The 22,537-nt window shown below is 71.2% G+C and carries 21 protein-coding genes; 12 read left to right on the top strand and 9 right to left on the bottom strand.

Annotated elements, in window-relative coordinates:
- The first annotated feature begins 38 nt into the window (after positions 1–38).
- Positions 39–1,457, top strand: a complete 1,419-nt coding sequence (locus ACZ6SA_RS11995) for an NAD(P)/FAD-dependent oxidoreductase (protein ID WP_465827819.1) — start codon at positions 39–41, stop codon at positions 1,455–1,457.
- Positions 1,458–1,478: 21 nt separating this feature from the next.
- On the opposite strand, the gene ligD is transcribed toward ACZ6SA_RS11995, so the two are convergent.
- The 3 genes from ligD to ACZ6SA_RS11980 all read right to left on the bottom strand — a co-directional run bounded on the left by ligD (position 1,479) and on the right by ACZ6SA_RS11980 (position 4,626).
- The gene (ligD, locus tag ACZ6SA_RS11990; protein ID WP_465827779.1) at positions 1,479–2,672 is read right to left on the bottom strand and encodes a non-homologous end-joining DNA ligase; all 1,194 of its coding nucleotides are present in this window, start codon (positions 2,670–2,672) and stop codon (positions 1,479–1,481) included.
- A gap of 132 nt (positions 2,673–2,804) precedes the next feature.
- Positions 2,805–4,103: a glycosyltransferase gene (locus ACZ6SA_RS11985; protein WP_347644020.1), complete on the bottom strand. Its 1,299-nt coding sequence runs from the start codon at positions 4,101–4,103 to the stop codon at positions 2,805–2,807.
- On the bottom strand, positions 4,096–4,626 hold the full coding sequence (locus tag ACZ6SA_RS11980) for a TetR/AcrR family transcriptional regulator (protein ID WP_465827777.1): 531 nt from the start codon (positions 4,624–4,626) through the stop codon (positions 4,096–4,098). The genes ACZ6SA_RS11985 and ACZ6SA_RS11980 overlap by 8 nt, the downstream gene beginning before the upstream one ends.
- A 209-nt stretch (positions 4,627–4,835) precedes the next feature.
- On the opposite strand from ACZ6SA_RS11980, the gene ACZ6SA_RS11975 reads away from it, so the two are divergent.
- A complete protein-coding gene (locus ACZ6SA_RS11975) occupies positions 4,836–5,255 on the top strand; it encodes a RidA family protein (RefSeq protein WP_465827775.1) in 420 nt (139 codons plus the stop codon).
- 77 nt (positions 5,256–5,332) lie between these two features.
- A complete protein-coding gene (locus ACZ6SA_RS11970; protein ID WP_465827817.1) occupies positions 5,333–5,902 on the top strand; it encodes a TOPRIM nucleotidyl transferase/hydrolase domain-containing protein in 570 nt (189 codons plus the stop codon).
- Positions 5,903–5,924: 22 nt separating this feature from the next.
- On the opposite strand, the gene ACZ6SA_RS11965 is transcribed toward ACZ6SA_RS11970, so the two are convergent.
- Complete coding sequence (locus ACZ6SA_RS11965) at positions 5,925–6,674, bottom strand: crotonase/enoyl-CoA hydratase family protein (RefSeq protein WP_465827773.1); 750 nt, start codon at positions 6,672–6,674, stop codon at positions 5,925–5,927.
- Positions 6,675–6,969: 295 nt separating this feature from the next.
- Here ACZ6SA_RS11965 and ACZ6SA_RS11960 point away from each other — a divergent pair, with 295 nt between their 5' ends.
- Positions 6,970–7,722 (top strand): hypothetical protein, encoded by a 753-nt coding sequence (locus tag ACZ6SA_RS11960; protein ID WP_465827772.1) that lies wholly within the window; start codon positions 6,970–6,972, stop codon positions 7,720–7,722.
- An 85-nt stretch (positions 7,723–7,807) separates the two neighbouring features.
- On the opposite strand, the gene ACZ6SA_RS11955 is transcribed toward ACZ6SA_RS11960, so the two are convergent.
- Complete coding sequence (locus tag ACZ6SA_RS11955; protein ID WP_465827770.1) at positions 7,808–8,443, bottom strand: TetR/AcrR family transcriptional regulator C-terminal domain-containing protein; 636 nt, start codon at positions 8,441–8,443, stop codon at positions 7,808–7,810.
- Positions 8,444–8,512: 69 nt separating this feature from the next.
- Here ACZ6SA_RS11955 and ACZ6SA_RS11950 point away from each other — a divergent pair, with 69 nt between their 5' ends.
- From ACZ6SA_RS11950 to ACZ6SA_RS11940, 3 genes are all read left to right on the top strand, one after another.
- Positions 8,513–9,472 (top strand): hypothetical protein, encoded by a 960-nt coding sequence (locus tag ACZ6SA_RS11950; protein ID WP_465827768.1) that lies wholly within the window; start codon positions 8,513–8,515, stop codon positions 9,470–9,472.
- 30 nt (positions 9,473–9,502) lie between these two features.
- On the top strand, positions 9,503–10,693 hold the full coding sequence (locus ACZ6SA_RS11945; protein WP_465827766.1) for an FAD-dependent monooxygenase: 1,191 nt from the start codon (positions 9,503–9,505) through the stop codon (positions 10,691–10,693).
- Between the two features lie 96 nt (positions 10,694–10,789).
- Positions 10,790–12,388 (top strand): AAA family ATPase, encoded by a 1,599-nt coding sequence (locus tag ACZ6SA_RS11940; protein WP_465827764.1) that lies wholly within the window; start codon positions 10,790–10,792, stop codon positions 12,386–12,388.
- Between the two features lie 27 nt (positions 12,389–12,415).
- Here ACZ6SA_RS11940 and ACZ6SA_RS11935 read toward each other — a convergent pair whose 3' ends face one another.
- A complete protein-coding gene (locus ACZ6SA_RS11935) occupies positions 12,416–12,787 on the bottom strand; it encodes a DUF5997 family protein (RefSeq protein WP_347644048.1) in 372 nt (123 codons plus the stop codon).
- 55 nt (positions 12,788–12,842) lie between these two features.
- On the opposite strand from ACZ6SA_RS11935, the gene ACZ6SA_RS11930 reads away from it, so the two are divergent.
- The gene (locus ACZ6SA_RS11930; protein WP_465827762.1) at positions 12,843–13,655 is read left to right on the top strand and encodes a LysR family substrate-binding domain-containing protein; all 813 of its coding nucleotides are present in this window, start codon (positions 12,843–12,845) and stop codon (positions 13,653–13,655) included.
- 109 nt (positions 13,656–13,764) lie between these two features.
- On the opposite strand, the gene ACZ6SA_RS11925 is transcribed toward ACZ6SA_RS11930, so the two are convergent.
- Positions 13,765–14,514 (bottom strand): SDR family NAD(P)-dependent oxidoreductase, encoded by a 750-nt coding sequence (locus ACZ6SA_RS11925; RefSeq protein WP_347644050.1) that lies wholly within the window; start codon positions 14,512–14,514, stop codon positions 13,765–13,767.
- Positions 14,515–14,569: 55 nt separating this feature from the next.
- Between ACZ6SA_RS11925 and ACZ6SA_RS11920 the strand changes: the two genes are divergently transcribed.
- The gene (locus ACZ6SA_RS11920; RefSeq protein ID WP_465827759.1) at positions 14,570–15,196 is read left to right on the top strand and encodes a TetR/AcrR family transcriptional regulator; all 627 of its coding nucleotides are present in this window, start codon (positions 14,570–14,572) and stop codon (positions 15,194–15,196) included.
- An 86-nt stretch (positions 15,197–15,282) separates the two neighbouring features.
- Entirely contained in the window at positions 15,283–16,881 is a 1,599-nt protein-coding gene (locus ACZ6SA_RS11915; protein ID WP_465827757.1) for an AAA family ATPase, read from the top strand.
- 21 nt (positions 16,882–16,902) lie between these two features.
- Here ACZ6SA_RS11915 and ACZ6SA_RS11910 read toward each other — a convergent pair whose 3' ends face one another.
- Entirely contained in the window at positions 16,903–18,570 is a 1,668-nt protein-coding gene (locus ACZ6SA_RS11910; protein WP_465827755.1) for an acyl-CoA dehydrogenase family protein, read from the bottom strand.
- Between the two features lie 30 nt (positions 18,571–18,600).
- Between ACZ6SA_RS11910 and ACZ6SA_RS11905 the strand changes: the two genes are divergently transcribed.
- Positions 18,601–19,320 (top strand): PaaX family transcriptional regulator C-terminal domain-containing protein, encoded by a 720-nt coding sequence (locus tag ACZ6SA_RS11905; protein ID WP_347644054.1) that lies wholly within the window; start codon positions 18,601–18,603, stop codon positions 19,318–19,320.
- 88 nt (positions 19,321–19,408) lie between these two features.
- Here the strand turns inward: ACZ6SA_RS11905 and ACZ6SA_RS11900 are convergent, their stop codons facing one another.
- Positions 19,409–19,909: a protein-tyrosine phosphatase family protein gene (locus tag ACZ6SA_RS11900; RefSeq protein WP_465827753.1), complete on the bottom strand. Its 501-nt coding sequence runs from the start codon at positions 19,907–19,909 to the stop codon at positions 19,409–19,411.
- A 258-nt stretch (positions 19,910–20,167) separates the two neighbouring features.
- Here ACZ6SA_RS11900 and ACZ6SA_RS11895 point away from each other — a divergent pair, with 258 nt between their 5' ends.
- Complete coding sequence (locus ACZ6SA_RS11895) at positions 20,168–22,534, top strand: M20/M25/M40 family metallo-hydrolase (protein WP_465827751.1); 2,367 nt, start codon at positions 20,168–20,170, stop codon at positions 22,532–22,534.
- Positions 22,535–22,537: the final 3 nt, after the last annotated feature.

The raw sequence follows: 22,537 nt of genomic DNA, 5'->3' as shown, positions 1-22,537 counted from the left end.
TGCTCCGCATATGCCGGTAATAGACAATGTGTTCGGTGATGACCGGCATCCCGCTGACCGAAGACTTCGCCAACGGCGGCGTCTCCTTCTGGTACCGGCAGATCGGCCTGCCCGCACGGCGGCCGGCGCTGCCGGGGCCCCGCGACTACGACGTCGCGATCGTGGGCGGTGGATACACCGGCCTGTGGACCGCGTACTACCTGAAACAGGCCGACCCCGGCCTGCGCATCGCGATCCTGGAGAAGGAGTTCGCCGGATTCGGCGCGTCGGGACGCAACGGCGGGTGGTTGTCGGCCGAGTTCGCCGGATCCAGGAAGCGGCACGCCAAGGCGCGCGGCCGGCAGGCGATGATCGACCTGCAGCGCGCCATGTTCCGCTCCGTCGACGAGGTCATCGCGGTGGCCCGCGAGGAGGGCATCGACGCCGACATCCACAAGGGCGGGCTGCTCCACGTCGCGACCAACCCCGCCCAGCGGCGCCGGCTCCGCGCCGAGCTGGCCGAGCTGCGCGGATGGGGGTACGGCGAGGCCGACATGCGCCTGCTCGGCCGGGACGAGCAGACCGAGCGGCTGCAGGCCGCGGGCACGCTGGAGGCCGCGTACTCCCCGCACTGCGCCCGCATCCAGCCCGCCAAGCTGGCCGTCGGCCTGGCCGCCGCGGTCGCCCGGCTCGGCGTGGACCTCTACGAGGACACCACCGTGACCGAGCTGCGGCCCCGGCACGGCGGCGGGAAGGCCACGGCCGTCACCACGCGCGGCGCCGTCACCGCCGACTATGTCATCCGGGCCACCGAGGGCTTCACCGCCGGGCTGGCCGGCCAGCGCCGGCAGTGGCTGCCGATGAACAGCTCCATGATCGTCACCGAGCCGCTGCCCGCCGAGGTGTGGAAGCACCTCGGCTGGGCGGGCAACGAGCTCGTCGGGGACGAGGCCCACGCCTACATCTACGCCCAGCGGACCGCCGACGACCGCATCGCCATCGGCGGCCGGGGCGTCCCCTACAGGTTCGGGTCGCGTACCGACGCCCGGGGCGCCACCCAGCCGCAGACCGTCGCGCTGCTGTGGCGCATGCTGATCAAACTCTTCCCCGCGGCCGCCGACGCGCGGGTCCAGCACGCCTGGTGCGGGGTGCTCGGCGTGCCGCGCGACTGGTGCTCGACGGTGCACCTGGACCACGCCAGCGGGCTCGGCTGGGCGGGCGGCTACGTGGGCAGCGGCGTCACCACGACCAACCTGGCCGGCCGCACCCTGCGCGACCTGGTGCTGCGGCGGGAGACGGAGCTGACGGGGCTGCCGTGGGTGGGACGCCAGGTGCGGCAGTGGGAGCCGGAGCCGCTGCGGTGGGCCGGCGTGCAGCTCATCTACGCCCTCTTCCGCGCCGCCGACCGCCGCGAGAACGAGCGCGGCACCACCACCTCGGTCTATGCCCGCCTCGCCAACCTCATCTCCGGCCGCTGAACCTCCCCACCCTCGCTCCGGTCACCCCGGGGCCGCGCGCCACGGGTCGTAGTCGACCTCGAGCGGCTCCTGCCCGGGCCGCTCGCTCTCCGGCACGTGCTGCAGGTTGACCCGGATGCGATACCACACGCTGCTGCGCCCCCGCATGCCGTCGACCAGCACGTCGGCGGGCTCCAGCCGGGCCGCGACCCGCGGATGGCGGGACTTCCACCGCTCCAGGCCCGCCAGTGCCTCGTCCTTGTGCTCGGCCCTCGCGATCTCGATGACCGGCTTCGTCTGCCGCCGGCGCCCGCTGCCCTTGGGCGGCTTGGGCGCGGGCCCGAGCTCCTCGGCCAGCTCCAGCAGCCCGTCGAGCGAGCCCGCGTGCAGATCCATGTCCTCCCACGGATCACCCCGCTCGGCCAGCCGCCGCGGCACGGTCTCGACGGTGAACGCCTCGGGACGGCAGCCGGGCACCTCGTCCCACGTCAGCGGCGTGGACACGCGGGCGTCGGGCACGGCGCGCACGGAGTAGGCGGAGGCCACGGTGCGGTCGTAGGCGTTCTGGTTGAAGTCGACGAACACCCCGTGCCGCTCCTCCTTCCACCACCGGCTGGTGGCCAGGTCGGGGGCCCGCCGCTCCACCTCGCGGGCGACCGTCTCCGCCGCCTTGCGCACCTGGGCGAACGGCCAGCGCCGCTCGATCCGCGCGTACACGTGGAAGCCCCGCGACCCGGACGTCTTGGGCCATGCCGCCAGCCCGTGATCGGCCAGCACCTCGCGCGCCACCTGCGCGGTCGCCAGCACGTCGGCCCACTCCACCCCCGGCACGGGATCGAGGTCGATGCGCAGCTCGTCGGGCCTGGACAGGTCGTCGGAACGCACCGGATGCGGGTTGAGGTCGACGCACCCGAGATTGACCACCCACACCAGCTGGGCCAGGTCGGTGCACACGACTTCTTCCGCGCTTAGGCCCGAGCGGTATCTCAGCTCCGCCACCTCGATCCAGTCCGGCCGCTTCGCCGGGGCGCGCTTCTGGAAGAACGCCTCCTCCTCGATGCCGCGCACGAACCGCTTGAGCACCATCGGCCGCCCGTGCACGCCCCGCAGCGCCCCCTCGCCCACCGCCTGGTAGTAGCGGATCAGATCGAGCTTGGTGAGGCCGGACTGCGGGAAGACCACCTTGCCGGGGCTGGTGACGCGCACGTCGCGCCCGGCGACCTCGATGTCAGGCATACGGTCACGATACGTGCCGCCCCCGACGTTCCAGCGCCGCGTGGAGGCGCGGCGCATGCCGATGGGCCTGGCGGGATGCGGTCGCCGGTGCCCCGGAGCCGTCTCGGCGACGTCCGTGACGGCCCGGACGGCTCAGCCGTGTCGTGCCTGGGGGGCGCCCTCGTCCCGGCCGGTCGCTCGTTCGGCGAGGGCTTCGAGCTCGGCGACCGCCCGGTCGGTGGCCGTCTCGGCGGCGATCTCGGCCGCCAGTCGCCCCGCTTCGCGGCGGTAGGACGGGTCGCGCAGGACGCGGTCGATCGCGCGGGCGATCGTACGAGGGGAGGCGTTCTTGCTCACGGTGACCCCGGCGCCGGCGCGTGCGACGTGCCGGGCCACCTCCGGCTGGTCGCGTCCTTGCGGGATGCAGACCATGGGCACGGCGGCCGCCAGGGACTTGACGGCCGTACCGTGCCCGGCGTGCGTGATCGTCACCGAGGCGTGGCGCAGCGCGACGTTGTGCGGTGCCGACGCGGTGACCAGGACGTTGCCGGGCGCGCGGACCGTCGCCGGGTCCATGGCCGGGCCGGTGGTCAGCAGACCGCGCACCGGCAGCGTGCCGAGGGCTTCGGCGATCCGCTCGAGTTGCGTGCGCTGGTCCATGAACGATGAGCTCAGGCTGGCCAGGACCAGCGGCGCGTCACCGTCAGGCAGCTCCAGTTCCCCGGCCCAGGCCGGGTCGTCGAGCCGTGGGCCGACGTGCCGGATGTGGGCGGGGAAGCGCCTCCCAGGGAAGTCCAGCGTACGCGGGGACAGCACGAGCAGCCGGTCGACCCGGTCGAACGCGTCGATCACCGAGTTCACCGGCGGCAGGCCGTGCGCGGCGCGAGCGGCGTTGAGCGCCGGAAGTCCCTTCGCCCACGGTCGGAGGACCAACCGGGTCAGCACCCGATCGCGCAGGCGTCCCAGTGCGCCCGTGGCGGGAGAGAGCCCCAGGCCGGGCGGCGGCGCCCCCGGAGTGGGAAACGTGTACAGGGTCGTCACCAGCGAGGCCACGGGCAGGCCGGCCGCTTCGCCGGCGATGAACGCGCCGAGCAGCATGTGCTCGGCGACCAGCACATCGGTCGGTCGGGCACGCAACTCGGCCAGCGTGTCCCGACCGTAGTCGGCTGCGGGGCCGCAGACGATGCGATCTCTCAACCGCGCGAACGCGCCCACCGGGGTGCGGGCCTCGAAGTCCTTGATGACGTCCTTGGCCGGATCGGTGGCGTCACCTTGGGGCGCCGTGGTCCAGGCGATCGGCTCCAGGCCGCCGGCGGCGATCTCCTCGTGCAGCGAGCTGTCCGCCAGCACCCGGACATGGTGACCGCGATCTTGCACCGCGCGGGCGACCGACAGGACGGGCGGCACGGCTCCGCCTCCGGACCAGGTGGCGAACAGGAAGTTCTTACGCATCGTGTCTCTTTCGTGGGTCGATCGAGGTCAGCAGGTCACGCATGGAGCGTTCGGCGTCGTCGCGCGACAGGCCGAGATCGCGCCGCCACAGCTTCCACAGGTAGACGTCCGTGGCGGCATGGTGCAGGTTCACCGCATGCTCACGGTCGGGTCCGCAGGAGGGCAAACGATCGGCGAAGACCCGTTCCAGCCAGGCCCGGTGCTGGCGGCGGGCATGGGCGGCGGCCCGGGCGACGGCCGGGACACGGTCGACTTGAGCGGTCCACAGCACGTTGGCGTCGCCGTGGCATTCGTAGTCGGCGAAGAGCACGGCCACGATCGCCTCGACGTCACCGACCGGCGCCTGACGGGTCAGCTCGGTTCGGGAGGCCATCTGATCGGCGAGGACGTCGGCGAGCCCTTCCTTGCCGCCGAAGCGGTTGACGATCGTCTGCACCGACACGCCCGCCTCGTCGGCGATGTCCTGCAGCGTGACGTCGTCGTACCACCGCTGCATCCACAGCGCGGCCGCCGCCTCCAGCACGCGCGTACGCGTGACCTCCATGGCCGCGGTACGGGAACCCATGCGGTACGGGCGCCTGCTCCCATTTCCCATGGACTCATCTCTATATTCAATTGAGTGATGAGTCAAGCGAAAATCGCCCTCGCCGGCGAGCGCCTGCCGAGTCCGGGGCCAGCGCGCAACGCGCTAACGTGGGCGAACGTATGCGAACGGGACGGAAGGACGATGTCATGGTTCGGCGCTGGAGCCCGCCCGAGGTCGGGGCGCCGCTGGCGAAATACCACCATCTGGCCGCGGCACCCGCGGACTCGGAGCTGCTCTTCATCGCCGGCCAGGTCGGCACGGACGCGACCGGGACCCTCGTGGGGAGCGACGCGGCGACCCAGACCCGCCAGATCTTCGCCAACATCGAGGCGCTGCTCGCCTCCGCCGGGTCAGGGCCGCAGCACCTCCTCCGCCTGTTCACCATGGTGGCGGGCACGGAGCACCTGGCGGGCTTCCGCTCGACGCTCGACGAGGTGTACGCCGCCTGGTTCCCGGACGGGGACTGGCCCGCCAACTCGTTGATCGTGGCCGCCGCGCTCGCCGCGCCTGACATCGTGGTCGAGGTGGAGGCCGTGGCGGTGGTGCCCGAGCGCCCGGCCGGGTGACGTCCTTTACATTGTAGATTCGCAATAAAGGGGTCGAACCTCCCCTTGTCCGGTGCCAGGCTGGGCTCGTGAGCGACATGCAGACGGTGGTCCTGGTCGAGGGCCTCAGCGACAAGTCGGCCGTCGAAACGCTGGCCGAGCGCCGTGGCCTGGATCTGGCGGCCGAAGGCATCTCCCTCGTGGCGATGGGCGGCGCCACGAACATCCGGACGTACGCCGGCAGGTTCGGCCCTTCCGGGAGCAACCTCCGGCTGGCCGGTTTGTGCGACGCCGGAGAGGAAGGCGACTACCGGAGGGGCCTTGAGCGCGCCGGCCTCGTCTCCGGCTCCAGCAGGAACGACCTGGAGGCGCTCGGATTCTTCGTGTGCGTCGCCGACCTGGAGGACGAGCTGATCCGCACCCTCGGCACCGCAGCCGTCGAGCAGGTCGTCGACGCCGAGGGCGAGCTCGGCTCGTTCCGCACCTTGCAGAAGCAGCCCGCGTGGCGCGGCGGCAGCACCCATGACCAGTTGCGCCGCTTCATGGGGTCGGGCAGCGGCCGCAAGATCCGCTATTCCGGCCTCCTCGTCGAGGCCCTCGACCTCGGTCGCGTTCCCCGGCCGCTGGACATGCTCCTGACCCACCTGGCGGGCAGCCGAAGTCGGTGATCGCTTGCCGGGTGCGGGCGGCTCAGGGTTCGCCGAAGGCGCCGTGCCGTCCCGCGCCGGCGGCGAAGCGGGCCGCGCCCGCAGCAGCGTCCGGCAGCGAGACCAGCCCGTGCCGCATCTCGTTCCGCATCGCCTCCTCCTCCCCCAGCCCTTCCTGCTCCAGAGCCGACAACCGGTCGCCGCGCAGGCACGCCTGCGGGAACCGGGAGATCTCACGGGCCAGCTCCTCCGCGTGCCGCCGAGCGGCGCCCTCCGGCACGAGCCGGTTGGCCAGCCCCCACGCGTACGCCTCCCGCGCCCCGACCGGCCGCCCGGTGAGAATCATGTCCATCGCCCGGGACGCCCCGACGAGCCGCGGCAACCGCACCGTGCCGCCGTCGACCAGCGGCACGCCCCACCGGCGGCAGAACACCCCGAACACCGCCCCCTCCTCCACCACCCGCAGGTCGCACCAGAGAGCCAGCTCCAGCCCGCCCGCAACCGCGTGCCCCGCGACGGCGGCGATGACCGGCTTCGTCAGCCGCATCCGCGTCGGCCCCATCGGCCCGTCGCCCTCCTCGCCCACCCGGTTGTCCAACGCCTTGAGATCCGCCCCGGCGCAGAACGTGCCGCCCTCCCCCCACAACACCGCCACCGCCGCGTCGGACTCCTCGAAATCACGGAACGCGCCGGCCAGCGCGCCGGCCGTCTCACGGTCGACCGCGTTACGCGCCTGCGGCCTGCTGAGCACCACGGTGGTGACCGGTCCCTCACGCTCCACGCGCACCGTCATACGAGCCTCCTTCGCCGAACGCGCCGAGCGTACGCCCACACCGCGGCCTCGGACCAAAGCTGCCACCCGCCACGCGGACACGCTCGCGAAAACCGGACGATCTCCCGCGCCAGATCGTCCGCCTGCCGACCTATCACCCACCCCCTTACATGATTTATATGTACAGAAGGTGATTAATCAGGCTATATGGAGATGGCATCTCTTATAGCCAAATCAATTGAGCACTTGCCCAGCGAAGGCTCGAATGTTAATTTGACGGTCGAATTCCTTCTCAAGGATGGGACGGTGAAGTGCGATGTCCATGCCCTTCGAAAAGCTTATCCAGGACGCCGCCAGCGAGACCGAACTCGTCGAAGCGCTCGCCAGAGCCGGGAAGACCGATGCCTGGGAGATCATGGCAGCACTCACGGAAACGCAGTTCCCCGGACTCGACATCCTCAACCGGATCCCGGACGCCGCCAAAGAGTTCGACGGCGTACCGGCCGTTCGCAAAAGGGGTCTGGGCCCCATCCTCGCGTTGCCATGGACCATTCGCCACTACGCCCCGGCCCCGAAGAACAGGCCCGGCGACAAGCCCGACTTCACCACCACACTCTCCGCTTTCAGCCTCGTCAGCAAGGGAATAGCCCTGCAGCACACTAATCTCGCGGACTGGAAGAAGGTCGGCAACATCGGCTTCACCTTCTACATCATTTCGATCGACGGCGAGGTCCCCCACCGCAAATGGCTCGGCGACTGCGCGTGGTACGGCGAATGGAATATCGATGAAATCGACGAATGCTGGGTCTCAGGCGACCTGCTTGGCGGATTGAACACCGCGAACAGCACCGCCGACGCGAGCAAGGTGTTCGCCGACAGAAATACCCGCCACGGCATCTACCGCGGCTCGGGAACGGCCGTCAAGCAGGCCCTCGCCCTGCGACTGGCGCAGACGGCCTCCGGCAAGGACGCCAAGGGAATGGTTGACGCGCTCGACAGCGTGGTCGGTGACACCCTCGAACTCAAGGTCCCGCATTCCCTCGAAATAGCCGACTGGCTGCCGAAGTAGCGGCCGACCGTCCACGTCCACGTCGGTGCTTCCCGCGCCCGGAGCACCGACGTTTGGTACACCCGGCGGCCACGACGACGGGCCGTCAGCGCAACCGGGCCGCCAGCCCGTCGAGAACGACACCGAGCTGCCGCTCGAACCTCTGATCCCCGTCGTCGCGCAGATGTCCGGCGGCCTTGACCAGATCGGCGCATTCACCCAGCCACGCGTCGCGCTCGGCGAGTGAGTAGCGGTCCGGATCGTCGCCGGCGGGCCGGTTGCGCTCCTGCTCCTCGATCACGAAGCCGACCACGAACGCGGTGATCAGGTCGAGGGCGTCGTCCGCCTCGGCCAGTGAGAACCCGGCCGCGGTCAAGCGCCCGAGCCAGGGCTCCTTCTCCTTCACCACCTCGGGCTCGGAGAAGCGGGTGCCGCTGAAGATGCGCGCTCCGTCCCGGTGCTTCAGGTATTCCGAGCACAGGACGCGCGCGTAGGCGGCCATGGCGTCACGCCAGTCGGCGCCCGGATCGATCTCCGACAGGGCATGGATCACGCGGCGCATGACGAACGTGCTCATCTCGTCGAGCAGTTCCTGCTTGTTGCGGACGTGCCAGTACAGCGCGGGGGCTCCCACACCGAGCCGGGACGCGAGGGCACGGACGGTGAGAGCGTCCATGCCCTTGTCGTTGAGCAGTTCGAGTGCCGCCGCCACGATCCGCTCTCGCGTGATGCCCTTCGCCACGGTTGACAGCTTAACAAAGTTCAGGCACGGTGGGTGACGCCAGAATTGAACTTTGTTCAGGAGCGTGTCATGCGTGCCGTAGTCGTGAACACCCCAGAATCGACACCCGTCTGCGCGGACTTCCCCGACCCGCAACCACAGCCGGGCCGGGCGCCGCTGAGACTCGTGGGCGCGGGTCTGCACCACGTCGTCCGCGGGATGGCCTCCGGCCGCCACTACCGCGGCGGCAAGGCGTTCCCCCTGGTTCCGGGCGTGGACGCCGTGGCCAGGACCGAGGACGGGCGACGGGTCTACACGGGCCTCGCCCGGTCGCCCTGGGGAACGATGGCCGAATTGATGGTCACCCCGTTCGAGGTGGACCTGCCCGCCGGAGCCGATCCGCTCGCCGTCGCCGCCGGCATGAACCCCGCTTCGGCGGGCTGGATGCCGCTGGTCGCCCACCGCAAGGAGGCGGGCGAACTCGGCACCGTGCTGGTGCTCGGGGCGACCGGCATGTCGGGCGGCCTGGCCGCGCGGGCGGCGCTGGCTCTCGGCGCGAAGCAGGTCATCGCGGCCGGACGCGATCGCGAGGCGCTGGAACGGCTGCGCGACTTCGGTGCCGTCACCGTCCCGCTCGCGGACCCGGCACCCGAGGCCGGGGCGAGCGCCCTCGCCACCGCCGTCGCCGAGGCGCAGCCCGGACTCATCCTCGACTTCGTGTGGGGCCCCGTGGCCGAGGCCGCCTTCGCCGCACTGGGCAGGACCCGCCCTGACGACGGCATCGAGGCGACCTCCTACGTGCAGATCGGCTCGCTCGCGGGAACCGAGGCGGTGCTGCCCGCGGCGCTCCTGCGCAGCCGGCGGATCCGGATCACCGGCAGCGGAATGGGCTCGGTCTCCAAGACCGAAATGATCACCGAGTTCCCCGAGATGATCGCTCGGTTCGCCGACGGCACCTTCGACGCGCCGTACACCACCTACCCGCTCAGCCGCGTCGGCGAGGCCTGGGCGCACCAAGGTCGCACCCGCGCCGTCATCGTCCCCGACTGACCACGCCGAAGACGAAGGGAGAACGACATCATGCGGAAACGCGCATTGGTCGTCGGGCTCGGGATCGCCGGCATGTCCGCGGCGATCGGGCTACGGCGGGCCGGATGGCAGCCGGTCATCGTCGAACGGGCCCAGGAACGCCGAAGAGGCGGCTACTTCGTCGGCCTCATGCCGGAGGGCAGGCAGGCCGCCGCCGACCTCGGCATCCGCGACCACCTGCACACCCGCAACCCGCCCGGCGGCGGGAAGGCGTGGTCGCTGACCCGGCGGGGGAGCCTTGAGCCGGGCCTGGGATTCCTGCACCAGCCGGGCAACCCCGCGGCGATGGTCCGCGGGGACATCGAAGCCGCGCTCTGGGAGGGCCTCCGCGGGGACGGGACGGGCGAGCCCATCACCGTGCGGTTCGCCACGGAACCCGTCGAGATCGACGACACCGGTGCCGACGTGCGCGTGCTGCTCGAAGACACCGGCACCGGCCAGTGGCACCGCGAGAGCTTCGACCTGGTCGTGGGCGCCGACGGCATGCGATCGAGCGTGCGCCGCATGGTCTTCGGCCCGCACGAGGACTACATGACCGGGTGGAACGCGGTGATCTGCGCGTTCCAGCTCAAGGAACAAGTGCCGTCGTTCAAGGAGGCGGACAGCATCATCAGCGCCCGCGCGGGCCGTGGGGCGTGGGTGTTCGGGTTCGCCGACCGGCCCCCGACCGCCCTGCTGACCTACCGGACCGAGGACGTCGAAGGAGAGTTCACCGGATCCAGGATCGAGCGGCTGCGCACCGCGTTCTCCGACATGGACGACCCCGTGGTGCGGCACGCCCTGAACTCCCTGGAAGAGACGCCGGATTTCCTGTTCGACTCGGTGCACCAGGTGAAGATGCCCCGGTGGAGCAGAGGAAAGGTCGTGCTCGTGGGCGATGCGGCGTGGTGCCTGAACCTCTACTCGGGGATGGGCGCCACCTTCGCCCTGCGAGGTGGCGCCGAGTTCGGCCGGGAGTTGCGGGAGAACCCCGGCGACCTCGACGCCGCGCTGACCGCCTGGGAATCGCGGCTGCGCCCGTCCATCGTCAGGCATCAGCACCTCGCCCGGGTGAAGAAGCAGTTGTTCGTGCCGTCGAACCGTCCCGCCGAAGCCGTCCGCTCGATGGTCGTGCGCCTCGCGTGCACAGTGCGGGAGCGCCAATTGGCGATGGCCCGTGCGGCGGAGGAAAGGGCAGCGTGATGGTGACGTCGCCGAGGACCCCTGGAACAGCGCGGAGGCGTCCGGCTTAGGACGCGAAATCGCTGCCGACCCAGCAAGTAGTGACAGTATGTATCTATGCGCACACCCCGAGCGAGATACTTCAACACCACCGGCCCCTGCGATCGGCAGCACCATTACATGGTGCCTCCCGCGCAGCGGCTCCCCCAGGCGCGGGTGCTCATCGAGATGGACCGGTACTTCGTGCTGCACGCGCCCCGGCAGACCGGCAAGACCACCGCGCTGGATACCCTGGCGTCCGCGCTGACCGCCGAGGGCGACACCGCGGCCCTGCTGTTCTCCTGCGAGCGGGCCAAGTCGGCCGGCGACGACGTCGCCTGGGCGGAGTCGCTGCTGCTGGATTCCCTCCGTCAAGCCGCTGAGCGGACGGGATGGCCGGAGGAGCTGCTGCCACCGGAGCCTTGGCCGCAGATCACGCCGGGCAGCCGCTTCGGCTCGGCGCTGAGCGAGTGGTGCCGCCGCTGCCCGCGCCGGGTGGTGTTGTTCCTCGACGAGATCGACGCCCTGCAGGGCAACAGCCTGGTCAGCATCCTCAGCCAGCTCCGCGACGGCCACAACGCGCGGCACAAGGGGCATGCGTTCCCCGCCTCCGTGGTGTTGTGCGGCCTGCGTGACCTGCGCGACTACAAGGTCGCCTCAGGTGGCGAGGCCGGCCGGTCCAACCCGGCCAGCCCGTTCAACATCGTCGCCGAGTCTCTGCGCCTGGGCGACTTCACCGCCGACCAGATCGCCGAGCTCTACGGCCAGCACACCCAGGCCACCGGCCATGAGTTCACCAAGGACGCGATCGACCGGGTCTTCGAGCTCACCCAGGGACAACCATGGCTGGTCAACGCCCTCGCCCACGAGATCACCTTCAAGATGGGAGTGACCGGCGCCATCACCGCCGGGCAGGTGGAAGAAGCCAAGGAGCGGCTGATCAGAGCGCGAGCCACCCACCTGGACGCTCTCGTGGCGCGCCTGTACGAACCACGGGTGGAACGGGTGATCGAACCGATCGTGGCGGGAACGTGGCCGGGCACGGACACCTCTTTCGACGATGACGTCTCCTACGTTCACGATCTCGGCCTCATCCGGGGGACCAGGGACCTGGAGATCGCCAACCCGATCTACCGGGAGGTCCTGCTGCGGGTCCTGGGTGACCGCACGGAGCGGTTCGTCAAGGCCGACCCGCACAGCTTCGTCCTGCCTGATGGCCGGTTCGACCTGCCGCGCCTGTTGCAGGAGTTCGTCGTGTTCTGGCGCGAGCACGGTGAAGTCCTCATCCAGCAGGAGGGCTATCACGAGGCCGCCTGCCAGATCATCCTCATGGCCTTCCTGCATCGCCTGGTCAACGGCGGCGGCCACCTCGACCGCGAATACGCCGCCGGCACCAAACGCCTCGACGTGCTGATCCGCTGGCCCTACCCGGGTCCGGACGGCGAACGACGGATGCAACGGGAGGCCATGGAGCTGAAGGTGTGGCGCGCAGGCAAGGACGACCCGCTGCCCGACGGCCTCGCCCAACTCGACGGGTATCTCGACCGCCTCACCCTCACCACCGGCGTGCTGGTCATCTTCGACCGCCGCCCCGAAGCCCCGCCGTGGAAGGAACGAGGCACGTTCGAGCAGGCCATCACACCACCCGGCCGCCACGTCACCGTTCTACGCGCATGACCGGTTGTCCAGGATCCGAGTGGATGACTAGCTCTGTTTGAGGCGTTGCGCTTCTTTGCGGACCTCGGCCTGGACGGAGCGCTCGTGCTCCAGCCACGCGGGGTTCTCCGCCTTGATCGCGTCGATCTCGGCGGTGGTGAGCGGCTCGGTGATCCCGGCTCTGGCCAGGCCGGAGATGGAGACCCCGAGCTTCGCGGCGACGACCTGCTTGGGGTGCGGGCCGTTACGGCGCAGATCGGCCAGCCAGGCGGGCGGGGCCGCCTGCATCGCGTTCAGCTCGCTCCTGGAGACGACGCCTTCCTGGAAGTCGGCGGGTGTGGCCGAGAGGAGGATGCCCAGCTTCTTGGCCGCGGTCGCGGGCTTCATCGTCTGGGTCGTCTTGGGTCTGGGCGAGGTCATGGTGTCCAGGGTAGTCAGTGAACGTTGGTCCTCCTGACGTCGCTACCCTGGCGGAGTGACTCACGAGGAGAGCGGCGACGTCTTCCGGCTGGCGTACGCGCCCGGGGTGACGCCCGCGAAATGGGCCGGCATCTGGGCCGAGCGGATGCCCGGCGTGCCGCTCAGCCTGGTCTCGGTTCCCGCCGCCGACGTGGTGGAGCTGCTGCGCGGCGGAGGCGCCGACGCCGGGTTCGTCCGGCTGCCGGTCGAGCGGGACGGGCTCAGCGTGATTCCCCTGTACGTGGAGACCACGGTTGTCGTGGTGCCGAAAGACCACGCGGTGACCGCGGCCGACGAGGTGACCGTCGCCGATCTGGCGGACGATGAGGTGTTCCACCCGCTGGACGACGTCCTCGACTGGACGGCCCGCCCGGGACTGCCCGCGTTCGAACGCCCGCCCACGACGGCGGACACGATCCGGCTCGTCGCCGCCGGGACGGGGCTCGTCCTGGTCCCCCAGTCTCTGGCGCGACTGCACCACCGTAAGGACCTCACCTACCGGCCGGTGACGGACGCGCCGCAGTCGCAGGTGGCGCTGGCCTGGCCCACCGACCGGACGACCGATCTGGTGGAGGACTTCATCGGCATCGTACGCGGCCGCACGGCGAACAGCTCGCGCGGCCGCGCCCCCGCGACACCATCGGAGAAGCCGGCCCAGAAGTCAGCCCAGAAGTCAGCGCAGAAGTCAGCGCAGAAGTCAGCGCAGCAGTCGTCGCAGCGACAGGCTCGCAAGCCCCAGGGCGGATCCGGCCGCAGGTCGGCGCCGTCCGCTCGCGGAAGGAGCGGCAAGGGCGGCAAGGGCGGCAACCGGGGCCGCCGGTCCCGCTGACCTGGAGCGCCGAACCGCTGCGACAGACGGATCGACGTCACCGAACGCGCGGGGCCGTCCTGCGGTCGACCGCGCCCACCCGTCGGGCGTCGGAGACCGCGCCCCGCCGCTACCCGCAGCGCCGCGCGTGATCCGTCATCGATCGGACGAGCTCCTCGAATCGCCGGGCTTCACCCGGATCGGCGTCGAGCCTGACGGGCTTTCCCTTCTTGTACGCGGTGAGCCGTCCGGCGGGGGGATCGTCGATGAGCGCGGCGATCGGCGGCACGGCTTCGGCCGGGGGCTGGGCGAACAGCGCGGACGCCGCGCGGACGATGCCTCGTACCGGCTGCTTGAAGGGCCGGTGGAGGCCGGTCGCCACGAAGACCGGGTTGTAGAGCACGTACCGTGTCCGTTCCGAGGCGTAGGCGGCACCCAGGAGCGCGTTGGCTCGGGCGCCCTGGGTGATGGCGGCGAGAGGGCGGTACCTGGTGGTCAGCTGGAGATCGTCCCAGTGGATCCGCCCGGGGCCGGTCCCGCACAGGTTGACGATCACCGGCCTGCCGGCCCGTTCCAGCGAGGTGCGCAGGGCCACGGCCAGGAGCCGGCGGCTGAGCACGTAAAGGGCGAAGGTCGCCTCGAAACCCTCCTCGGTCTCGATCCTCCTCGGGTGGTACCTGAAGGCGCCGAGCACCAGAGCGTCGATCACCGGGTGTTCCGCGCTGACCCGTTCGGCCAGGTCACGGGTCTGCTCGAGCGAGCTGAGGTCGGCGTCGCGGCTGCCCACCGCGATCACCCGGTCGCCGCGCTCGTCGTAGTGGCGGGCGAGGGCCCGGCCGATGCCATGGGTTCCACCCGTGATCAGGATCGTTCGGGACATAAGTTGAGACTCTCCTCAAGTTGAATAGAGCCTCAACTTAGCTAGGCTGGCGGGCATGCGCAAGGACGCCGTACACAACCGCGAGCGACTCCTGGAGGCGGCCCGGCGGCTGTTCGCCGACCGAGGGCTAGACGTGCCGCTCGAAGAGATCGCCCGGACGGCAGGGGTGAGCATCGGAACGCTCTACAACCGCTTCGCCACCCGGGAGGACCTCGTGGAGGCGGTCTTCGAGGACCGGGCGGCCACGGTCGCCGCGATTGCCGAACAGGCCCTGACCGCGGACGACCCATGGGAGGGCTTCGCCGCGTTCCTCACCGGCGTCTGCGAGTTGCAGGCGGCCGACCTCGGCTACAACGACCTCGCCGCACGAGACGGCAAGGGAATCGAGCCGATGGTGCGCATCATCGAACGAGCCCAGGGATCCGGGGCTCTGCGCGGTGACGTGACGCTCGCCGACATGGCCTTCGTGATCTGGGGCGTGGCGGCGACCGTGCGGGCCACGTTCGGGACCGCGCCCGGGGCCTGGCGGCGGCACCTCGCCCTCACCCTCGACGGCCTGCGCTCGACCGCGGCCCACGGGCTACCCGTTCCCCCGATGTCGATCTCCCAGGCGCGGGCGGCGATGAACGAGTGCGGCCAGGCCAGGCTCACACCGCCGGCGAAAGGGACACCAGCTCCTTGAGCTCGAACGGGCGTGATCCGGGCAGGCGCCGACGGTCTCGACGCGGAACCTCACACCAGAACGGCGCATGATGACAGAATGTGAGCATGCGCCCACCCCGAGCGAGATACTTCAACACCACCGGTCCCTGCGGCCCACAGCACCACTACATGCTGTCCCCCGCTCAGCGGCTCCCTCAGGCGCGCGAGCTCATCGACATGGACCGCTACTTCGTGCTGCACGCGCCCCGGCAGACCGGCAAGACCACCACACTGGGCGCCCTGGCGTCCGAGCTGACCGCCGAGGGCGACACCGCGGCCCTGCTGTTCTCCTGCGAGCGCGCCAAGGCGGCCGGCGACGACTACGCCGCCGCGGAGTCGCTGCTGCTGGATTCCCTCCGCGAGGCCGCCGAGCGGACGGGATGGCCGGAGAACCTGCTGCCGCCGGATCCCCGGCCGCACGTCACGCCGGGCGCCCGGTTCGGCTCGGCCCTGAGCGAGTGGTGCCGCCGCAGCCCACGCCGGGTGGTGCTCTTCCTCGACGAGATCGACGCCCTGCAGGGCAACAGCCTGGTCAGCATCCTCAGCCAGCTCCGCCACGGCCACAACGCCCGGCATGAGGGCCACCCGTTCCCCGCATCCGTGGCACTGTGCGGCCTGCGTGACCTGCGCGACTACAAGGTCGCCTCAGGTGGCGACCCCGAAAGGAGCAATCCGGCCAGCCCGTTCAACATCGTCGCCGAGTCTCTGCGCCTGAGCGACTTCACCCCCGACGAAATCGCCGAGCTCTACGGCCAGCACACCCAGGCCACCGGCCAGGAGTTCACCAAGGACGCGATCGACCAGGTCTTCGAGCTCACCCAGGGACAACCATGGCTGGTCAACGCCCTCGCCTTCGACATCATCCTCCAGAGAGGGACGACCGGCGCCGTCACCGCCGAGGAGGTGGAAGAGGCCAAGGAGCGGCTGATCCGCAAGCGGGCCACCCACCTGGACGCCCTGGTGGCCCGGCTGCACGAGCCACGGGTCAAGCGGGTGATGGAGCCCATGGTGGCCGGGGTCCTGCCCGACATCGACTTCACCTTCTCCGACGATCTGTCCTACGTCCGCGACCTGGGCCTGATCAAGCAGAATCCTCCGCTGGAGGTGGCGAACCCGATCTACCGGGAGGTCGTCCTTCGGGTGCTGGGAGCCCCGTCGGAACAGTACGTGATGGCCGATCCGCGCAGCTTCGTCCTGCCGGACGGCCGGTTCGACCTGCCGCGCCTGTTGCAGGAGTTCGTCCTGTTCTGGCGCGAGCACGGCGAGGTCCTCATCCAGCAGGAGGGCTACCACGAAGCCGCCTGCCAGATCATCCTCATGGCCTTCCTGCACCGCCTGGTCAACGGCGGAGGCCACCTCGACCGCGAATACGCCGCCGGCACCAAACGCCTCGACGTACTGATCCGCTGGCCCTACGCCGGCCCAGGCGGCGAACGGCTCATGCAGCGCGAGGCCATGGAACTCAAGGTATGGCGCGCCGGAGAGAACGACCCGAAGCCCGACGGCCTCGCACAACTCGACCGCTATCTGGACCGGCTCACCCTCACCATCGGTGTGCTGGTCATCTTCGACCGGCGCCCCGAAGCCCCGCCCTGGAAGGATCGAGGCGGCTTCGAGCAGGCGACCACACCCTCCGGCCGCCACATCACCGTACTGCGCGCGTGACGGAGGGCGGTGGCGGGATGGTCAGCCGGTGAACACCCCCGACAGCAGGTCGTCGAACCGCTGCGGGTCCCCAGCGGGGCGGTCGAGTCCGCGCAGGGGGCCGTGATCCACGAGGTGCGCCTCGGCGTACGAGCGGGCCACGAGCGCCTTGCGGCCGTCGTCAAGCCCCCAGCGGGCCTGGTCCTCCAGCAGCGCGGCGGCGTAGACGTCGGCCATGAACTGCGCGAGCGGGTAGAGCCGCTCCTCCGCCACCTCGCGGTCCAGCGTGTGCCACGTCTCGATGGCCTTGGCCAGGTCGTCGATGCGGGCCCCGACCAGGCCGGAGGTGGCCAGGGAGCGCAGCCGGTCGAGGAAGGGCAGGTGCGCCTGCTCCTTGAGCATGGCCCGCCGCACGTCGAGGCAGAGGATGTTGTCCCCGCCCTCCCAGATCGGGTTGACCTGCGCGTCGCGCAGCAGCCTGGCGACCGGCCACTGCTCGATGTAGCCGTTGCCGCCGTGCACCTCGATCGCGTCGCCGGCGGCGGTGACGCCGAGCCGGGCGGCGCGCAGCTTGGTCAGGGCGGGCGCGAGGCGCAGCCGGGGGCTGACGTGCGCGTCGAACACCATCGCCTGCGCCGCCTCGACCTCGACGATCAGCTCGGCCAGCTTGCGGCGCATCAGCGGCTGCTCGATGAGAGGGCGCCCGAACGCCTCGCGCGCCCTGGCGTAGCAGATCGACTCGACCAGCGCCCGCCTGGCCACGCCGAGGCCCATCATGGCCACGCCGAGCCTGGAGGCGTTGGTGAGCTTCATCATGGTGCCGAGCCCGGAGCCCGCGCCCGGATCCGATCCGGCCAGCAGGAACGCCTCCGCCGCGGTGAACTCGACCTCGGCCGAGGCGACGGATCTGGTGCCGAGCTTGTCCTTGAGCCGCCGGATCCGCACGCCGTTGCGCGTGCCGTCGCGCCGCTCCCACAACACCAGGAAGGGCGCCACGTCACCGTCGGGGAGCCGGGCGAGCACGACGAACGCGGAGCCGTTGGCGTTGGATGCGAACCATTTGAGCCCGGACAGGCTCCACGCGTCGCCGTCGGGGAGGGCGGCGGTTTCCAGGGCGGCCAGGTCGGAGCCGCCCGTCCGTTCGGTGAACATCTGAGCGGCCTCGCCGGAGTAGAAGCCGTTGGCGAAGATCTCCCGCACCTTTTCGCGTACGTCCTCGGGCGCGTGCTTCTCGGCCAGGGAGACCACCATGTCGCCGCCCGTGCCGAGTGCGCAGCCCATCCCGATGTCGGCCTGGTCGAGCAGGTACGTCCACGCGGCGGCGAGCGCGGACGGATCGGCTCCATGCGCCCGCGCCTCCTCGGCGAACGACGGCGCGGTGAAGTTGTTCTCCATGAGCGCCTGCCTGGCGGTCAGGAACGACGGCGGCATGACGACCTCGCTGACGTCCCTGCCCCACTTGTCGTACTTCTCCAGCCGCGGCGGGTTGCGGTCGGTCTCCTCGGCGCATTCGGCGACGAGCCCGCCCATCAGCGCCCCGAGCCGGTCGAGGTGCGGCTCCGCCCAGGTGTAGCCGTCGCCCAGGTGCCGCCGCATGAGCAGGCGGAGCGTGGGGTCGCAGGCCCACCAGTTGCGCCCGGCGGCGCCCTGGTAGCGCTCGGTGGCGTAGCGGTCGCTGCCGTCGAACGGCTCGCTGAGATAGCGCCTCATATCCGGAGTGTTACATATACTCGACACGCGATGGAAGAGCGTAACACCCTGAGTGCCAGGTCGGCCGTGCTCAGCGCGCTGCTGGGCAGCCACCCGCCGCGCCTGCCGGCCCGTCACCTGGTGCGCATCGGCGGGCTGTTCGGCATCGCCGAGGGCACCGTGCGGGTGGCCCTGTCGCGCATGGTCGCGGCCGGTGACCTGGTTCAGGAGGACGGCTTCTACACGCTGTCGGAGCGGCTGGTCGAGCGCCAGGCCAGGCAGGACGAGAGCCGCGATCCGCACACCAGGCCGTGGGACGGCACGTGGGAGGTGGCCGTCGTCACCGCCGAGCGGCGCGCGCCCGCCGACCGGGCCGCCCTGCGGCACACGATGACCGCGCTGCGACTGGCCGAATTGCGCGAGGGCGCCTGGCTACGGCCGGCCAACCTGGTGCGCGGGGCGTGGCCGGAGATCGTCACCGCGCAGTGCACGCTGATCGACGGCCGCCCGCACGACGACCCCACTCCCCTGCTGTGGGACCTGGACGGCTGGGCGGCCGAGGCCCGCCGGCTGGAGCGCGCGCTGGACCACGCGGACGGCCTGGCCGAGGGGTTCGTCGTGTCGGCCGCGGTGCTGCGCCACCTGATGGCCGATCCGCTGCTGCCGGACGAGCTGCTGCCGCCCGGCTGGCCGGGCGCGGAGCTGCGGGTCCGTTACGACGCCTTCGACCGCAGCTACCGAGAGGTGCTCAACCGGCATCTCAGCGGCTGACCCGCTCGAGGGGCGCCGACGCGGCCGGATCGCTCCACCCTCCTCTCGCCGTCGGCGGGCGACCTGATCCGCGGTGTGCCGAAGGAGGTCAACGGCTGTCGCGGGCCGGCGGGAAGCGCAGTACCCAGCGGCGCTGCCACGGGGTTTCGACGGCCCGGTGGTGGTGGTGCTCGCGCGTCCAGGCGACGGCGTCGGAGGGGTCCAGCCCGGCCAGGACGGCGAGGCAGGCGATGACCGTACCGGTGCGTCCGATGCCGCCTCCGCAGGCGACCTCCACCGCGGCGCCCGTGCGCGCTCGTTCGTGCAGCGCGCGGATCTGCTGTACGGCCAGATCGCGGTCGCGCGGCAGCAGGAAGTCGGGCCACAGGACCCACGCGTGCGGCCACCGCAGCCCGCCCTCGTGGCGCCGGCGGAGCCGGTCGGAGCCGAGGTAGAGGCCGAAATCGGGCACCGGCCCCTCCGGCAGCGGATGGCGCAGGCCACGGCCGCGGATCCAGGAGCCGTCCGGGAGACGGAGGGCGCCTACGAGCGACGGCCCGCCCGGCCTGCCGGCCTGGTCTGCCGCCGGGCTGTTCACAGGGTCTTCCACCTAGGTTCTCCTCATGCCTCTCGCTGGGGCGGCGACGTCCGGCCACCGCCGTGCACGATGGTTCGACGGACACCGCGCCGACCGCTCCTCGCGCGGCGCGCTCTCAGCCGGCCGACGTGTCATGCATCAGAGGGTACGAGTGGTGCGGCAGGCCTGGAATGAGGCGCATCGCCGTCTCATAGCTGTGGAAAACCCCAGGTGCGCGCGGGCAGGCACCTCATTCCGCAGGGCGAGTGACCCGGCTTAGCCTTCCTGGCCATGATCAGTAAGTTGTTCGACATCCCGCGGCGGCTGCCGGCCGGGACGGCGGCCCTGCTCGCCCTGATGGTGGTGGTCATGGTGTCCGCCATGGCCGACAGCACCATGCAGCCCCTGCCGGCCACCGCCCCGGGCGAGCGGTTCAGCGCCGAGCGAGCGCTGGTTCACCTCAAGAAGTTCGCCGCTGAACCGCGCCCCATCGGCAGCCCGGCGAGCGGCCGCGCCCGGGACTACCTGGCCGGGCAACTGCGCGCGGCAGGGTTGCGGGTCGAGATCCAGCGTTCGGTCGGCGCCCGGACCGCCGCGGGGCTGGCGACGTTCGGCCAGGCCGACAACATCGTGGGCCGGCTCCCGGGAACGGGCTCGACCGGAACCGTGCTCATCGCCGCGCACTACGACTCGGCGGCCATGGGACCGGGCGCCTCCGACGACGGCGCCGCGGTGGCCGCGATGATCGAGACCGTCCGGGCGCTGCGCGACGGTCCCCGGCCGCGCAACGACATCGTGCTGCTCATGTCGGACGGCGAGGAGGACGGCGTGCTCGGCGCCGACGCCTTTGTCCGCGGCCACCCCCTGGGCAAGGCCGGCGGCGTGCTGCTGAACTGGGAGGCCCGCGGTGTCAGCGGCCCCTCGCTGATGTTCGAGACCTCGGCGAACAACGCCCGCCTGGTCGAGACCTTCGTCCGTGCGGTCCCCGCGCCGCGCGGTCACTCCGCCATGGTGGAGCTGTATCGGCTGCTGCCCAACAACACCGACTTCACCCCGCTGACCAAGGCCGGTTTCGCCGGTATGAACTTCGCCTACATCCAGCGTTCCTCGCTCTATCACACCGCGGGCGACTCCATCGCCAACCTCAACCGGGGCAGCCTGCAACATCACGGCACCAACATGCTGGCGCTGGCGCGCGCCCTCGGCGACGCGGACCTGCGGACGCTGGACTCCGACCATGACGTCACCTATTTCCGCGCGCTCGGCACCATGATCACCTATCCAGGTGAGCTCGTCTGGCCGCTGGCGGCGCTGGCCTTCACCGCGGTGGCGGGCCTGGCGCTGCTGGCCCGCGTCAGGCGGCTGCTGAGCCTGCCCCGGCTGATCGCGGCCACGGTCTCGGCCGTGGTGCCGCTGGTGCTGTCGGCCGCCTTGGCGCAGGGACTGTGGGAACTGCTGGTGGCCTGGCGGCCCGCCTACGACCTGATGGGCGGGCTGCTGCACCGTCCGGGGCCGTACCAGGCGGCGATCGCGGTCCTGTGCGCCCTGGCGGTCCTCGGCTGGTACCTGGTGCTGCGGCGCAGGTTCGGTCCGGCGGCGCCGGCGGTCGGGGCGCTGTTCTGGCTCGCCGGGCTGGGCGTGCTGTGCGCGTGGGTCGCTCCCGGGGCGTCCTTCCTGTTCGCCCTGCCGGCGCTGGCGGGCGCGCTCGGCTGGCTGGCCGCGGTACTGCTCCGCACGCCCGCCTGGGCGCGGACCGTCGCGGCGATGCTGGGCCCGATCACGGCCGCGATGTTGCTGCCGTCCCTGGCCGGGGACGTCTTCGACGGGATGGGGCTGGCACTCGGCGGGGCGAGCGCGCTGGTGCTGACGGTGTTCGGGCTGGTCCTGGTGCCGATCGCGGAACTGTTCCTGCCCGATCCCGCCACCCGGCGCGAACGGGCCGCCCTGCTCCTCGTGCCCATGACGGCGCTGCTCCTCACGGCGGCGCTGGTCGCCTCCGGGCTCGTGGTGGACGATTTCGACGCCGACCAGCCCCAGCGCACGCATCTGGCGTACGTCATGGACGCCGGCACCCGCACCGCCCACTGGGTCAGCGCCGACGCGGACCCGGCGCGGTGGACCAGGCGGTACGTGTCCGGCCACGACACCTCCAAGCTGCCCCCCGGATACGCACGAGGCACGCTGTGGACCGGGCGCGCGCCGGCGATCGCCGCCACAGGCCCGCGAGCCGCCGTCCTGGCCCACAGCGAGGACACGCTCAAACTGCACGTGAGAGCGGGGAAGGGCGCGCGCTCGGTGACGCTGCGGCTCGATCGGCCGATCACCCACGCCACCGCGTCAGCCGGCCGGTACGGGTCGGCGAGCGTGCCCGTCACCGGTACGCGAGCCGGAACCTGGCCCTCGGAGATCCGCTTCCGCGGCATCCCTGCCCAGGGAGTCCAGATCACCGTGCGCACACCGGAGGCGGACCGGATCCGCCTCACCGTCATCGGTGAGACCGACGGGTTGACCGCGGTGCCGGGCTTCGTCCCCAGGCCTCCTCACCTGGTCGCGGCCACCAGGGAGGACGGCGATCTCACCGCGGTCACCCGCGGCTACACCCTGACCAGGGACTCCGGGTCCGGGACGGCCCGGAGTCGCCCGGCGGACGAGCTCTGACAG

The organism is Nonomuraea sp. NPDC049378 (genome assembly GCF_055586745.1).
Note: the sequence above shows the minus strand (reverse complement) of the source record. Positions and strands in the feature narration are given on the sequence as shown.

Coding starts and splice junctions, on each gene's coding strand:
- ACZ6SA_RS11995 (WP_465827819.1), top strand. CDS start 39: ATGACCGGCATCCCGCTGACCGAAGACTTCGCCAACGGCGGCGTCTCC.
- ligD (WP_465827779.1), bottom strand. CDS start 2,672: ATGCCTGACATCGAGGTCGCCGGGCGCGACGTGCGCGTCACCAGCCCC.
- ACZ6SA_RS11985 (WP_347644020.1), bottom strand. CDS start 4,103: ATGCGTAAGAACTTCCTGTTCGCCACCTGGTCCGGAGGCGGAGCCGTG.
- ACZ6SA_RS11975 (WP_465827775.1), top strand. CDS start 4,836: ATGGTTCGGCGCTGGAGCCCGCCCGAGGTCGGGGCGCCGCTGGCGAAA.
- ACZ6SA_RS11970 (WP_465827817.1), top strand. CDS start 5,333: ATGCAGACGGTGGTCCTGGTCGAGGGCCTCAGCGACAAGTCGGCCGTC.
- ACZ6SA_RS11965 (WP_465827773.1), bottom strand. CDS start 6,674: ATGACGGTGCGCGTGGAGCGTGAGGGACCGGTCACCACCGTGGTGCTC.
- ACZ6SA_RS11960 (WP_465827772.1), top strand. CDS start 6,970: ATGTCCATGCCCTTCGAAAAGCTTATCCAGGACGCCGCCAGCGAGACC.
- ACZ6SA_RS11950 (WP_465827768.1), top strand. CDS start 8,513: ATGCGTGCCGTAGTCGTGAACACCCCAGAATCGACACCCGTCTGCGCG.
- ACZ6SA_RS11945 (WP_465827766.1), top strand. CDS start 9,503: ATGCGGAAACGCGCATTGGTCGTCGGGCTCGGGATCGCCGGCATGTCC.
- ACZ6SA_RS11940 (WP_465827764.1), top strand. CDS start 10,790: ATGCGCACACCCCGAGCGAGATACTTCAACACCACCGGCCCCTGCGAT.
- ACZ6SA_RS11935 (WP_347644048.1), bottom strand. CDS start 12,787: ATGACCTCGCCCAGACCCAAGACGACCCAGACGATGAAGCCCGCGACC.
- ACZ6SA_RS11925 (WP_347644050.1), bottom strand. CDS start 14,514: ATGTCCCGAACGATCCTGATCACGGGTGGAACCCATGGCATCGGCCGG.
- ACZ6SA_RS11920 (WP_465827759.1), top strand. CDS start 14,570: ATGCGCAAGGACGCCGTACACAACCGCGAGCGACTCCTGGAGGCGGCC.
- ACZ6SA_RS11915 (WP_465827757.1), top strand. CDS start 15,283: ATGCGCCCACCCCGAGCGAGATACTTCAACACCACCGGTCCCTGCGGC.
- ACZ6SA_RS11910 (WP_465827755.1), bottom strand. CDS start 18,570: ATGAGGCGCTATCTCAGCGAGCCGTTCGACGGCAGCGACCGCTACGCC.
- ACZ6SA_RS11905 (WP_347644054.1), top strand. CDS start 18,601: ATGGAAGAGCGTAACACCCTGAGTGCCAGGTCGGCCGTGCTCAGCGCG.
- ACZ6SA_RS11895 (WP_465827751.1), top strand. CDS start 20,168: ATGATCAGTAAGTTGTTCGACATCCCGCGGCGGCTGCCGGCCGGGACG.